12 protein-coding genes are annotated in these 13,928 nt (G+C 69.0%); 6 read left to right on the forward strand and 6 right to left on the reverse strand.

The features are described 5' to 3' along the window. Positions 1-116 precede the first annotated feature (116 nt). The 3 genes from ACSUZC_RS22935 to ACSUZC_RS22945 are packed head-to-tail and all read left to right on the forward strand — an operon-like array spanning position 117 to position 4,370. Positions 117-743, forward strand: a complete 627-nt coding sequence (locus tag ACSUZC_RS22935; protein ID WP_439030737.1) for a hypothetical protein — start codon at positions 117-119, stop codon at positions 741-743. Further along, positions 740-3,283, forward strand: coding sequence for a putative PEP-binding protein (locus ACSUZC_RS22940; protein WP_439030738.1), 2,544 nt, complete (start codon positions 740-742; stop codon positions 3,281-3,283). The genes ACSUZC_RS22935 and ACSUZC_RS22940 overlap by 4 nt, the downstream gene beginning before the upstream one ends. 10 nt (positions 3,284-3,293) lie before the next feature. After that, entirely contained in the window at positions 3,294-4,370 is a 1,077-nt protein-coding gene (locus ACSUZC_RS22945; RefSeq protein WP_439030739.1) for an acyl-CoA dehydrogenase family protein, read from the forward strand. Positions 4,371-4,426: 56 nt separating this feature from the next. Here ACSUZC_RS22945 and ACSUZC_RS22950 read toward each other — a convergent pair whose 3' ends face one another. The 6 genes from ACSUZC_RS22950 to ACSUZC_RS22975 are packed head-to-tail and all read right to left on the reverse strand — an operon-like array spanning position 4,427 to position 10,785. Beyond that, on the reverse strand, positions 4,427-5,689 hold the full coding sequence (locus tag ACSUZC_RS22950; RefSeq protein WP_439030740.1) for an acyl-CoA dehydrogenase family protein: 1,263 nt from the start codon (positions 5,687-5,689) through the stop codon (positions 4,427-4,429). Positions 5,690-5,700: 11 nt separating this feature from the next. Beyond that, complete coding sequence (locus ACSUZC_RS22955) at positions 5,701-6,852, reverse strand: thiolase family protein (protein ID WP_439030741.1); 1,152 nt, start codon at positions 6,850-6,852, stop codon at positions 5,701-5,703. Continuing rightward, a complete protein-coding gene (locus ACSUZC_RS22960; protein WP_439030742.1) occupies positions 6,849-7,232 on the reverse strand; it encodes a Zn-ribbon domain-containing OB-fold protein in 384 nt (127 codons plus the stop codon). Before ACSUZC_RS22960 ends, ACSUZC_RS22955 begins: the two co-directional genes overlap by 4 nt. A 2-nt stretch (positions 7,233-7,234) precedes the next feature. Next, positions 7,235-8,701: a 2-oxo acid dehydrogenase subunit E2 gene (locus tag ACSUZC_RS22965; protein ID WP_439030743.1), complete on the reverse strand. Its 1,467-nt coding sequence runs from the start codon at positions 8,699-8,701 to the stop codon at positions 7,235-7,237. 2 nt (positions 8,702-8,703) lie between these two features. Next, positions 8,704-9,729 (reverse strand): alpha-ketoacid dehydrogenase subunit beta, encoded by a 1,026-nt coding sequence (locus tag ACSUZC_RS22970; RefSeq protein WP_439030744.1) that lies wholly within the window; start codon positions 9,727-9,729, stop codon positions 8,704-8,706. 18 nt (positions 9,730-9,747) lie between these two features. Then, entirely contained in the window at positions 9,748-10,785 is a 1,038-nt protein-coding gene (locus tag ACSUZC_RS22975; protein WP_439030745.1) for a thiamine pyrophosphate-dependent dehydrogenase E1 component subunit alpha, read from the reverse strand. 227 nt (positions 10,786-11,012) lie between these two features. Between ACSUZC_RS22975 and ACSUZC_RS22980 the strand changes: the two genes are divergently transcribed. From ACSUZC_RS22980 to ACSUZC_RS22990, 3 genes are read left to right on the forward strand one after another with little or no spacing between them, the layout of a single operon-like run. Beyond that, a complete protein-coding gene (locus ACSUZC_RS22980) occupies positions 11,013-12,572 on the forward strand; it encodes an AMP-binding protein (RefSeq protein ID WP_439030746.1) in 1,560 nt (519 codons plus the stop codon). Positions 12,573-12,594: 22 nt separating this feature from the next. Continuing rightward, complete coding sequence (locus ACSUZC_RS22985; protein WP_439030747.1) at positions 12,595-13,245, forward strand: histidine phosphatase family protein; 651 nt, start codon at positions 12,595-12,597, stop codon at positions 13,243-13,245. Continuing rightward, complete coding sequence (locus tag ACSUZC_RS22990; RefSeq protein WP_439030748.1) at positions 13,242-13,880, forward strand: histidine phosphatase family protein; 639 nt, start codon at positions 13,242-13,244, stop codon at positions 13,878-13,880. Before ACSUZC_RS22985 ends, ACSUZC_RS22990 begins: the two co-directional genes overlap by 4 nt. The last annotated feature ends 48 nt before the right edge of the window (positions 13,881-13,928 follow it).

Genomic DNA, 13,928 nt, shown 5'->3' on the forward strand with positions numbered 1-13,928 from the left:
CTATTTGGGTAACTTATGAGCAGCGTCACAACATCGGCCTCCGCGCCGTCCTGTCACAGCGCACCGGCACCAGCCCCGTCCCGGACCGGGACCCGATCTTCGTCTGCAGGAGCATCATGAACGACCTTGCGATCAACCTCTCGGCACCGGCGACCGCAACGGACGAGCTGGTGGGGCTCGTGATCAGGGGCATGTACCGAGGGCCGGTGACTCCTCTGATGCACGAGGTCATCGACGCCGGTCACGCCGTCGCGAAGGGACCCATGGTGATGCCGACTCCGTCGGGAATCGCCGAGGCCGGTCGACTCGTACGGCTCCCCGAGGGCGGTGATCAGGAGCAGGCGATGATGGACTTCCTGCGCGCGTTCCTTCCGGTCAACCGTCGGCTCCGCGAGCTGTGCACCGCATGGCAGTGCCGTCCCGACGGCTCGGCCAACGACCACTCGGACGCTCAGTACGACGCCCGGATCCGGGACCAGCTCGAGGACATCCACACCGAGGTCTCCAAGCTCCTGCGCCGTTCGGGCAAGATCGCTCCTGAACTGCTCGATCACCGCGACCGTCTCCGCGTCGCGCTCGAACGCTTCGACGACGGAGACACCTCGTCGCTCACCTCACCGCTGACCGACGGCTATCACACGGTCTGGATGTGGCTGCACCAGCACGTGCTGATGTTGCTCGGTCTCACCCGCGCACAGGACGAGGCGCTCGAAGAGGAGCTCGTCGCGGGCGCAGCCGGATGACCCTCTCCGACAGCGCGGTACACACGCTCACCCGGATCGCGGTACCGCACGGTCAGGGTCGGGCACGTGGTCTCGGCGCGGCGGACCTCGGCGTCCACGGCGTCGAGATGGACAACCTGGTCGGTCTCGGTCTGCCGGTCGTGCCCGGCCTGACGATCCCGGTCGGGGCGGGCGAAGAGCTCGCCAACCGCGAGACAGCCGGGGTTGCCATCGATCTGCTGGAGAAGCTGGCGGTTCGCGGAATCTGGCCTGCCGTACGCACCGAGCGGCGCCCGATGCTGATGCACCTGCGGTGCAGTGCGGCGGTACCGGTGTCGGCACTTCCGCCGGCCATCTCGGTGATCGGCCTGTCCCCGCGCAATGTCGACGCCCTGGTCGACGTGATCGGCCGCGACCGCGACATCTACGACTCATGGGCCGAGACGCTTCGCTTCATCGCGGAGAACGCCCTCGGTGTCGACCCCGACGACCTCGACGACGTGGTCGACGACCACTCCGACAGCCGCGCACGCGTTCCGGCACTGCTCGATCTCATCGTGGATGCGACCGGGGCTGCCTTCCCGACCGATCCGGCCGAACAACTCGGGCTCGCTGCCAGGGCGATGCTCGCCCGGTGGGCGTCGCCGCGTGGGCAACGGGCACGCAAGGCGTTGTCGCTGCCCGCCGACCTCGGCATCGCCTTGCATCTTCGCGCACTGCGTCTCGGTTCGTGGAACGAGTCGGGGTACGGGTCGGCGGTGAGCCGCGACCTCGAGACCGGCGGGTACGCCCCGAGCGGGGTCTTCCACCTCGGCGTGCGCCGCACCGACCCCGACCCCGGCCCCGGTGAGCCGCTGGGCGCGATGCCCGGCGGCACGGCCATCCTCGACCAGATCTTCGCCACGCTCGAACCCCAACTGCGGGGCGTCGCGCAAGTCGAGTTCGAGGTTCGCGACCGCCAGCTCGCACTGCTCAGCGCCGGCGCGGTCGAACACCCCGGACCACGGGCGGTCACCACTCTCGCCGTCGACCTCGTCAACGATCACGCCATCGGCCGTCGCGAGGCCGTCGCCATGCTCGACCCGGATCTGATGCAGGACCTCCTCCATCCGCAGATCAAACTGACCGGTGGCGAACAGCTCGTGGCGCGGGGGCTGCCCGCCTCGCCGGGCGCGGCGACCGGTGAGATCGCGCTCAGCGCCGACACCGCGCTGCAGTGGGCGGCGCAGGGCCGCAACGTGATCCTGGTGGCGTCCGAGACCAGCCCGGCCGACGTTCCCGCGCTCCTCGCGGCCACCGCGGTCCTGACCTCGAACGGCGGACTGGCGTCGCATGCTGCCGTCGTCGCGCGAGGCGCCGGGCGTCCGGCGGTCTGCGGCGCCACCGAACTGCGGATCGATCGCGCCGCCGGGACGGTGACGAACGGTGACCTGACACTGTCCGAGGGTGAGGTGGTGTCGGTCAACGGCCGGACCGGTCACGTCTACCGGGGTGCGGTCACGATCCGCCCGGCCGAACCCTCGGCCGAACTCGACCGCCTGCTGGGGTGGGCCGACGACATCCGCCGCCTCGGCGTGCGTGCCAACGCCGACAACGCCGAGGATGCGGCGACCGCGTTCCGCCTGGGTGCCGAGGGAATCGGATTGTGCCGCACCGAACACCAATTCCTGGGTGACCAGCTCCCACTCGTCCAACGACTCGTGCTCGCCGAGTCCGACGCCGAGGAACTCGACGCCATCGCCGCGCTGACGGCCGCGCAGCAGGCCGACTTCACCGAGCTGCTGCGCGTCGTCGGGGACCGGCCCATCACCGTCCGGTTGCTCGACGCGCCACTCCACGAGTTCCTACCCATCGACGGCCGATACCGCGACGAGGCGCAGGCGCGCCGTGCCGCCGACGCACACGAGGCGAATCCGATGCTCGGTCTCCGCGGCGTGCGGTTCGCGATGGTTCAGAAACGCCTGTACCCCGCTCAGGCCGAGGCGCTGTTCCGCGCCTGGGTCACCGTGCAGGCCGAAGGGCTCGCGCCGCAGCTGGAGGTGATGATTCCGCTCGTGTCTCTGCCCGGCGAGCTGTCGCGTGCGATCGCACAGGTCCACGAGGCGGCGGCCGCGGTGGCCGCCGATACCGGTGTGGCGGTGCCCTACAAGGTGGGCAGCATGGTCGAGACGCCGCGCGCGGCGCTTCTCGCCGGTTCGCTCGCCGAGGACGCGGACTTCCTGTCGTTCGGCACCAACGACCTCACCCAGCTCACCTACGGCTTCTCGCGCGATGATGTCGAGAAGTCCATGCTGACACACTATCTCGAGCACGGCCTGCTCTCCGACAGTCCGTTCGCGGTCCTCGATCCCGACGGGGTCGGCGCGCTCGTGTCTCGAGCGGTGTTGCTCGCCCGCAGCACCAAACCCGAGATCAAACTCGGGGTGTGCGGTGAGCATGGCGGCGACCCGTCGTCGATCGACTTCTTGAATTCGGTTGGTCTGCACTACGTGTCGTGCTCGCCTCGACGGGTCCCGGTGGCCCGTCTGGCCGCCGCCCGTGCGGTCCTGACCGCCGACTGAGAGGATCGCCATGACAACCGAACTCGACGACCTGCGCATGGCGGTCCGCGACGCCGTCGATTCCCTGGGGGGCGCGTCGGTCTGTCGCGACCTGGCGCCGGACGGCCCGGGCTGGGATGGTCGCTCGTGGTCGCTGCTCGCCGAGCAGATCGGCGTCGCGGCTCTCGGGCTGCCCGAGGAATGCGGCGGCCTCGGCGGGCTCGCCGAACTCCTGGTCGTGGCAGAGGAATTGGGTGCCGGCGTCCTTCCCGTCCCCTTTCTGTCCACGGTGCTGGCCGCACAGGTACTCATCCGCTCCGGTGGTGCCGGCGACGCACTGGCACAGGTCGCCGAAGGTGCACCGGCCGCCTTCCTCGGCCTGGATCGGCACGGTTGGTTCGATGCCGACGACATCGCGTTCGCCGTCGATGCGGGCTCCGGAACCGGCGAGGAGACGATCAGTGGTGTCGCCGCCTCGGCGCTGGGTGCTGCGGGGGCATCATGGTTCGTCCTGGCCGCACGTACCGACACGGGCGCTGGGTTGTTCCTCTGCGACGCCACTCATCCCGGCGTCTCGACCACCCCGCTGCCGACCCTCGACCTGTCCCGAGCACACGCCGCGGTGACCCTGTCCGGTGTGCCTACGCGCCGCCTCCCCGTACCCGGTCCGCCGGAATCGGTGATCCTGCCCGCTCTCGACGTCACGTGCCTCGTCCTGGCCGCCGAGCAACTCGGCGGAGCTCAGCGCACCCTCGACCGGACGGTCGACTACGTCAAGGAGCGCAGGCAGTTCGACCGCGCGATCGGCAGTTTCCAGGCCGTGAAACACACGCTCGCGGACCTGCTGGTGCTGGTCGAGTCGTCCCGGTCGGCTGTCACACGCGCCCTCGACTCCGCCGATCTCGCCGAGGCCGCATCCCTGGCCCGCGCCTGGTGTGGCGACAGCTACCGGACGGTCACCGCCGAGGCTCTACAACTGCACGGCGGCATCGGCTTCACCTGGGAACACGACTCACATCTGTACTTTCGCCGGGCGCGGGCCGACGCACAGCTGTTCGGCACCAGCGCTTTCCACCGGGAACGGATTGCCCTGACGCTGGGTTGGTGAGCCGAGACGCCTGGGTGCGACGAGCCTCCGAAGGGCCGGCGACCCACGCCTCACCCTCAGCGCTTGTCGCGAGCCGAGAACGGGCGATCCTTGTCGGCGCGGGGCTCCGGCGGCAGACCGAGGACCCGTTCGCCGATGATGTTGCGCTGGATCTGGTCGGTGCCGCCCGCGAGTCGGTACCCGGGGCTGCCGAGAAGGTGTTCGGTCCACGCGAACCGGCTCGGATCGGTCGCCACCGCGATGTCGTTGCCGAGGAGATCCCCAGCGATCTCACCGATCTTCACGAGAACATCCGACGCCATCAACTTGCCGACGGAGGCCGCAGGACCCGGCGATCTCCCTGCCGCGGCGGCACGCGCCACCCGATCGGCGGTGGCCTTCCGCAATTCGGCCCGGATGTAGACGTCAGCGAGCTGCTGACGGACGACCGGATCCTCGGCCGCCCCGACCCGCCGTGCCAGTTCGACCAGCTCGTCGACCGAACCGCCCTTCTTCCGCGTGACCGATCCCGACGCGGTCCGCTCGAAAGACAGTGTCGCACCGGCGATCTTCCAGCCATGGCCGACGTCACCGAGACGGGCGGAGTCCGGGACACGGACGTCATTCAAGAAGACCTCGTTGAACGACGCCCCGCCACTCATCTGGCGGATCGGCCGGATCTCGACACCCGGGGCATCCAGCGGGATCAGGAATGCGGTGATGCCCTTGTGTTTCGGCAGGTCGGGGTCCGTCCGGGCGAGCAGCATGCCCAGATCTGCGAAGCGGGCTCCCGACGACCAGACCTTCTGCCCGTCGATGCGCCAACCGTCGTCCTCGCGGACGGCACGGCAGGACAGGGAGGCCAGGTCGGAGCCGGCGCCCGGCTCGCTGAACAGCTGACACGCGAGGAGGTCGGTGCGCAGCAGTGGTCGCGCGTACGCCTCGCGCTGCTCGGCGGTGCCGAACATCGCGACGGCGGGGCCGACCAGTCCGGTCGTGACACTGATCAGTTCGGTGGACGGAGGCACATCGAACTCGAGTTCGGCGCGGGCGACCTCTGACGCATACGACGCGGGCAGGCCCCTCCCGCCATGCTCGACGGCGAGTGTCAGTGCGCCGTAACCGGCGTCGAAACGTTTGCGGCGGTATTTCCTCGCTGCGTCGAGGAGTTGACGTTCCTCGTCGTCGGACAGGTTGCGGAACACCGCGAGATCGACGGGCCCCGACGGGGCCGCCGACTTGGGTGCCGCAACGCCGGAGAGCCATTCGCGAACCTCGGCGCGGAACGTCGCGAGATCCGGCCCGCTCGGGTCCGTGGTCGACAGTGCGGGTGCCGACATCGGCAGCCTCCTCAAACAGTCAGAACCGTGCACGCCGACAGTCCCGGCGCGCCATAGACATGTGTGAAACCGACCCGTGGTGCACCTGGCACCTGCTTGCCCTCGGCACGACCCTGGAGTTGGCGGACGACCTCGTGCACCTGACGCAGGCCGGAAGCGCCGATCGGTTCTCCGTTGGCGAGACAACCGCCATCAGTGTTCACCGGTGTGGTTCCATCGACATCGGTTGCCCCGGAGCGGATCATCTCGGCCTGTTCGCCGTGGCCGCACAACCCGGTCTCGGCGAGGTGGATGATCTCCGATCCGCTGTCGGTGTCCTGCACCTGGGCGACGTCGACGTCGGAAGGGGTCACCCCCGCCTTCGCGAATGCGGCCGCTGCTGCGTCGATGCTGGGGCTGTGCACCGGGTCGGAGGTCAGCCATGGCGAGAACACCTCGAACGAGCCTAAGCGTCGGGTCCGTACTTCCGCGGCTGCGAGTCGGACCGGTGTGTCAGACAGGTCGGCCGCGCGGTCGCCCGAGGCGAGGATCAAGGCGACGCCACCCTCCCCGGGCGAGCAGAACATGTACTGGGTCAGCGGGCTGTTCACCGGCGTCGCCGCGAGAATCTCGCGCTCGGTCAACGGTTTCCGACGCCACGCCATCGGGTGCGCGGCGCCGTTGGAGAATGCCCGCTCGGCAACCGCGCCGAGCAACGACTCGTCGAGCCCATGGACGTGGAAATACCTGCGCGTCTTCATCGCGAAGTACTGGGTGGTGACCATCATGCCGGACCTGGCATACCAGGGTCCGAGACCGTACGCCGCCGGGTCGGAACCGAAGGCGCCCCGTTCGTGCTTGTCGAATCCGACCACGGCCACGACATCGGCGCGTCCGGACGTGATCATGTCGGCTGCTGTTGCGAGCGCGACACCACCTGTGGCGCAGCCGTTCTTGACGGTGACGAAAGGGATGCCCGTGAGTCCGAGGCGCGCGACGAGCGAGTCCGGCTTTCCCGAGACATTGCTACCGCCGACGGCCGCGTCGACCGACGACCAGTCGAGGCCGGCGTCGGCGAGGGCCGCCCGTAACGCGAGCTCACCCATGTCCATCCCGGTGACCTCACCGTGTCGGCCGAATGCATGCATCCCGGCACCGACGATGTGGACGTCTGCACTCCTCATGCCGCGACCTTCTCGAATGCGAAGGTGGTGCAGTCACCGAGGTCGAGCAGTCGTAGTCCGACCTCGTCGCCGATCTGGACCGGTGACGTGACCCGGGCCTCCACCACGACAGGTCCCAGGTCGACATACGCCACGACGAAGGGCTCGAAGCCCGAGTCGGGAACGCGGAACGGAGGCTTGGGCGCGAACGACTGCTCGGTCCAGGTCCACACCGTTCCACGCCGCGGTAGGGACACCCGCGACACCGCCGTGCCGGCACAGCCCGGACACCGTGACACGGCCGGGAACGCGACGACCGCACAGCTCGCACAGTCCGACCCGGCGAGTACCGGCGGATCGAGCTGCGCGAACAGCGTGTCGTCGACCACGGTGGACGTCACCGTCACGCCCCCGCGAGGAGGGTGAGCGGACGGCCGAGGATCTCACCGACCGTGCGCAGGTACTCCGCGGCGGGAGCACCGTCGACGGCCCGGTGATCGAAGGTGAGACTCAGCGTGAGCACCTGGGTGCGCACCGGAGTGTCTCCGTCCCAACGGAAGCCGTCCTTCACGCGGCCCACGCCGAGTATCGCGACGTTGCCCGGGTTGATGACCGGGGTGAAGAAGTCCACTCCGTAGGCGCCGAGGGTGCTGACGGAGAAGGTGGCGCCTTCGAGGTCGTCGAGCCCGAGTCTGCCGTTGCGAGCGGCGTCGGCCAGTTCGGCGGTGCTGCCTGCGATCTCACCGACCGACAGCTGATCGGCGTCGCGGACGACCGGCACCACGAGGCCCCCGTCGACCGCGACGGCGACGCCGACGTCGACTCGTTCGGCCAGGACGATCTGGTCGTCGACGATCCCGGCGTTGAGCATCGGGTGCTGCCGGAGTGCGAGGGCGGCGGCGCGGATGATGAAGTCGTTGAGACTCGGCGCTCGACGGTCCGCCGCAGCCGATTCCTGCTTGAGTGCGGCGCGCACCGCGACGAGGTCGGTGACATCGACTTCGTAACCGTGCGTGAGCTGCGCCATGGACTGGAGGCTGTCCATCATGTTCCGGGCGATGGCACCCCGCATGCCGCGCAGCGGGATCACATCGCCGGGTCGCGGGCCGACCGGCGCCGGAGCCGCAGCAGGCGCGGATGTGGTTGCGGCGGAGCGGGACCCACCCGCGGCGGCAAGTTCCACGTCGGCGCGCGTCACCCGACCCCCGATCCCGCTGCCGCTCAGGGTCGCGAGATCCACCCCGAGCTCGGCTGCGAGCTTGCGGACGACCGGACCCACGAATGCCGCAGCACTGCCCGGCGCCCCGCCCTCCGGTGTCACGGACGAGGACGCTGCCGGAGAATCGGCCGGACCGGAGTGTTCGGCCCGCGGGCGCGCGAGGAAGTCCTCGACATCCTCGGACACGATCCGACCACCGGGCCCTGTTCCGGCGAGGCGGCGCAGATCGACCCCTGCCTCGGCCGCGACGCGGCGGGCGTTCGGCGAGGCCTTGAGCCGGGCACCGTTCGTGCCTGCGACCTCGACCACCGTGGCGGCCGCCGCCGGCGAGGTGTTTCCCGGCGTGGCCTCCGCCGAGTGAGACGGATCGGAATCGGGTCCGGCAGGTGCCGAACCACCGTCGGGAGCGGACTCACCGTCGGCGAGAAGCCAGCCGACCACGGACCCGACCGGCAGCACCGCACCGTTCTCGGCGTTGGTGGCCAGCAACCCTTCGGCCTCCGCCTCGACGTCGACGTCGACCTTGTCGGTCTCGACCCGGAACAGGGTGTCGCCCAGCGAAACCCGCTGTCCGGGTTGGGCGACCCACTCCCCGATGACACCTTCCTGCATGGTGAGCCCGAGTTTGGGCAGCACGATCTGGAAGGCCACGATCAGTTCCTTTCCAAGAGTCGATGGGCACCGGCGACGATGCGGTCCGCGTCGGGCACGTAGGCCTTCTCGAGCGGCGTGCTGAACGGGACGGGCGTGAACGGCGCACCGATCCGCAGCACGGGGGCATCGAGGTGGTCGAACGCCTCCTCCTGGATCTGCGCCGCGACCTCGGCGCCGATGCCGCCGAACGTGACCGCCTCGTGGACGACGAGGATGCGGTTGGTCTTGCGTGCCGATTCGACGATCGTCGCGGTGTCGAGCGGCTGCACCGACCGCGGGTCGATGACCTCGGCGGAGATGCCTTTCTCGGCCAGCGCGTCGGCCGCCTTGAGCGCCTCGGCGACCATCCGGCCGAACGCGACGATCGTCACGTCGTCACCGGTACGCGCGATGGCCGCCTCCCCGATCGGGATCTCGTAGACCTCCTCGGGCACCTCGCCGCGCGAGCCGAGCAGCACCTTGTTCAGCATGAAGACCACAGGGTTGTCGTCGCGCACCGCGGAGACGATGAGCCCCTTCGCGTCTCGTGCGTTCGAGGGCATGACGACCTTGAGTCCAGGAGTGTGGGCCAGCCAGCTCTCCAGGCTCTGGGAGTGCTGCGCCCCCGCGCTCACCCCGGCGCCGTAGGCGACGGCGATGACCATCGGCACCTTGACCTCGCCGCCGTACATGAACTTCATCTTCGCTGCCTGGTTCACGACCTGGTCGAGGGCGACGGCGAGGAAGTCCATGAACATGATGTCGACGATCGGGCGCAGGCCACGAGCCGCCGCGCCGACACCGAGACCGATCAGACCCATCTCGGCGATGGGGGTGTCGACCATTCGGCGCTTGCCGAACTCGGCGAGCAGCCCGTCGTACATGTGGAAGACGCCGCCGTAGGCGGCCACGTCCTCACCGATCACGAAGACGTCGTCGTCTTCGCGCATCACCTGCGCGACGCCTTCGTTGAAGGCCTTCACATAGGTGGTCGACCGCACGGCCGGCGCCGCGCTGTCGGTGATGTTCTCTGTTGCAGTGGACATGTTCTCGGCTTCTCCGGGTCAGACGCTGTAGACGTTGAGCGCGATGTCGGCGGTGTCGGGGTACGGGCTGTTCTCGGCGAAGGCGACGGATTCGGCGATGTCGGCGTCGATCTCGGCCCAGATCTGGGCGAACTCGGCCTCGGTGGCGACACCTTCGGCGACAGCTCGGGCCTCGAGCAGCTTGATCGCGTCGCGCTCCTTCCAGGCCTCGACCTCTTCCTGTGTCCGGTAGGTCTTGCGTAGGCCCTTGACGCCCTGGTGGTCGTAGTAGCGGTAGGTCTTCGCCTCGACCAGGGAGGGCCCGCCGCCGGCGCGGGCACGTTCGACGGCCCGCCCGACCGCGGCGCGCACCTCGATGGCGTCCATCCCGTCGCAGATCTCACTGGGCATCCCGTAGGCGGCGGCGCGGTCGGCCACGTTCTCCAGTTTCATGTGGTCGCGCAGTGCGGTGAACTCGGCGTAACCGTTGTTCTCACAGACGAACACGACGGGAAGTTCGAGGATCCCGGCCATGTTGGCCGCCTCGTGGAAGGCGCCGATGTTGCTCGCTCCGTCACCGAAGAACGGGATGGCCACCGAGTCCTCGCCGCGGTACTTCGCCGCGAACGCCGCTCCCACAGCGATGGGGATGCCGCCGCCGACGATCCCGTTGGCGCCGAGCATGCCGATCGAGAGATCGTTGATGTGCATCGAGCCGCCGCGCCCCTTGCAGTAGCCGTCGACGCGGCCGAACAGCTCGGCGAACATCTGCCGGAACTGGGCGCCCTTCGCGACGGCGTGGCCGTGGCCGCGGTGTGTCGAGGAGATCTGGTCGTCGTCGCGCAGGTTGCTCATCGCGCCGGCCGCGACCGCCTCCTGTCCCACGTAGAGGTGCAGGAAGCCGGGCAGCCGGCCGCCCTCCATCAACCGGCCCGCCTCGGTCTCGAACTGGCGGATGCGCACCATCCGCCTGTGCAGGTCGAGAACGACCTCGCGGTCCGGCAGCGGTTCTGCGGTCGGGGTCGCCTGTCCGGCGGGAGCAACCGGCTCGACGCCGGTCTCTGTGGTGGTCACCATGACACCTCTCTGGGATGACTGTGCAGGTGGCGGCGCTCGGAACCCCGCCGAAACCGCAGAGTTAGTTGATCTCTTCTGCAGTATGTGTCACCACTGTAGACGATTGTAAGTAGAATCACTATCAAGTTAGTGACCGAAAGTTCGCCGGTTCGGATGGTTACTTGACTTGCTCTCCAGTTAACCTGACGATGGGTGCGCAGACAACCCGCGCGAAGGAGTGGTGCCCGATGCTCGACCGAATCCGTGATCGAGCAGAGGCCGATCCCGAAAGCCTGGCGCTCGTCGACGATTCTGTCTCCCTCACTTGGCAATACGCTGCCGAAGTGCTCGAACGGCTCGGCGCCGCGCTACGCCGGATCGCCCCCGGTCCCGACGATCGGATCGCGGTCATCGGTGAGAATCGTGTCGAGACGCTCCTCACGCACGTGGCCGCCATAGGTGCTGGGATCGGTACCGTCGCGGTGTCCCGGCAACTGACGGCGGGTGAGATGGCCGACCAGTTTGTCGACGCCGGATGTGTCGCCGTCGTGACGGGTCCCGCAGGGTGCGACGCCGCAGCGGCGGCGGCCGGCACTGCGTCGGTGCGGGCGCTCATCACCCACGATCGTGTGCGAACACCCCCGCTCGAGGGCCGTGTGGAGCATCTGACGTGGGACAGCCTGCTCGCGGTCGAGCCGAGCCCGCCGAACGACCTCTCCGAGCGGCCGTCGCGACCGCCGCTCGTCTACACCTCCGGTACCACCGGACGAGCCCGGGGGACCGAGGTCCGCTGGCTCCCCGGCCCCGCGCAGGATGCCGCCGCATTCCAGGCGGCGGTGGCGGCGCGGAGCGGTTACCCGTCCGGCGCTCACCTGGTCGTCGGTCCGCTGCAGCACAACGGCCCACTCACCTCCATCCGGCACCTCCTCTCCGGCGAGCCCGTCGTCATCCTCGGCCGCTTCGACGCCGAACGGGTCCTGCATCTCGTCGACGCCCACTCGGTCACCTCGACCCTGATGGTGCCGACCCACTTCCAGCGACTGCTCGCGTTGCCGTCACAGACCCGAGCTCGCTACGACGTGTCCGGTCTCCGATATGTCGCCCACACCGGATCGGCCTGCCCGGCAGATGTGAAGCGGGCGATGATCGACTGGTTCGGCCCGGTTCTGGTCGAGTCGTACGGCGGCAGTGAGATCGGCACCGTGTGCAAGATCGACTCGAAAGAGTGGCTCGCCCACCCGAGCTCGGTGGGCCGCGTCGTCGAGCCGTTCGAGGTGGTGGTGATCGGATCGGACGGTGCAGTCCTCGGTCCCGGCGAGACCGGCATCCTTGGATTTCGCACTCCCCCGGGTCGCGAGGTCGTCTACCACGGCGACCCGGAGAAGACCGCCAAGGCCTATGTCCTTCCCGGCGTCGCAACACTCGGCGATGTGGGCCACGTCGACGAGGACGGATTCGTGTTCATCACCGACCGGGTGGCCGACATGGTCGTCTCCGGTGGGGTGAACCTCTACCCGGCCGAGAGCGAACGGGTGCTCCGCGGGCATCCCGACGTCGCCGAGGTCGCCGTCATCGGCGTCCCCGACGCCGACCTCGGCGAGGCGCTCCTGGCTCTGATCGTGCCGACCGCGGGCACCGAGCCGGACGTCGAGGCGATCCGCGTCTTCGCCAAGGAGTCGATGGCGTCCTACAAGTGCCCGAAAGACTATGTCGTCGTATACGAATTGGCGCGCAACGCCATGGGCAAGCTCGACAAGAAGGCACTCCGCCGCCCGTACTGGGACTCCGAGCGCACCATCGCCGGCTGACCGTTCACCGAAAGGCACACACATGATCGAGATCCTGTTCGTTCGTCACGGGCAACCGGTCTCCGGCATCCGCAACCCCGACCTCGCACCCGCCGGGATCGGCGATGCCCGGCGGTTGGCCACCTGGCTACGCGGCGAGGAGATCGTCCTCGTCGTCGCGAGCCCGTACACCCGCGCGTTGCAGACCGCTCAGGTCATCGCGGCCGAGCTGTCCCGCGACGTGGATCTCGTACTCGACGACCTGCGCGAATGGGACGACGACATCGCTGCCGAGGACTACACCGCGATCGAGGACATGGCGGCGGACGATCCACGATTGCTCGCGGTCGGTTCGGGCCGCTACGAGGAGTACGTCCCCTCCCTCGACCTCGACGGGTTCCGCAGACGAGCCCGGTCGGCGCTCGAGCAACTGTTCGCCCTCCGGCCGAGCGGACGGATCGTCGCCGTCGCACACGGCGGGATCATCAACGCAACTCTCGCCGACGTGCTGGAGATGCCGAAGACGTTCTGGCACAACCCCGCCTACACGAGTGTCGCCCGCGTGCGACGGCTCGACTCCGGGGTGATCGTCGTCGACTCGGTCAACGACACGGCCCACCTACGCGGTGTGCCGTTCGCGGCCGAGCCGGGCCACCTCGCAGATTCCGCGTTCGACGCCGAGCCCGTGCGATGAGCACGACGACCTCGGGCACGAACGCCCCACACACGGTGGTCCCGGACACGATCGCCGCGGCGAGCAAGATCATCCTCGTCCGCCACGGCCTCCCCGGCGGTCCGGCCGGTCCCGATCCCGGCCTCGGCGCCGAGGGCGTCGCGCAGGCCCGCCGACTCGGCACCTGGTTGCAGGGCCTCCCGGTCGTGCAGGTGGTGGCGAGTTCGTACACGCGCGCCTATGAAACGGCACGTCACGCAGCTGAACCGCTCGGTCTCGAGGTCTCGATCGACGAACGCCTCCGCGAGTGGGACAGCGACCGCGCGGTGTATGCCACCCCGGAGGCGATCGCCGCCACCGACCAGGGGCGCGCCTTCGCCGAGGGCCGCTACGACGACTTCGTCCCCGACTACGACCGGGACGCCACCGCCGCGCGGATGCGGGCGGCGGTCATCGACGCCGCGCGCTCGGCTCCCGGTGAGCTGTCGGTGCTCGTCTCGCACGGCGGTGCGATCAACACACTCCTCACCGACATCCTCCAGGCGCCGTCGCCGTTCTTCTTCAATCCCGCCTACACGTCGGTGAGCCGGGTCGCCGTACTCGGCTCGGGCCGTCTGGTCATCCAGTCGGTGAACGAGACCGCACACCTCGGCTGAACCAGCTTTCTTACTCCAAGGCCTGTTACTCTGCCGATCAACGGTGGT

It is taken from the genome of Gordonia terrae, assembly GCF_051789125.1.
Taxonomy (GTDB): Bacteria; Actinomycetota; Actinomycetes; order Mycobacteriales; family Mycobacteriaceae; genus Gordonia; species Gordonia terrae_A.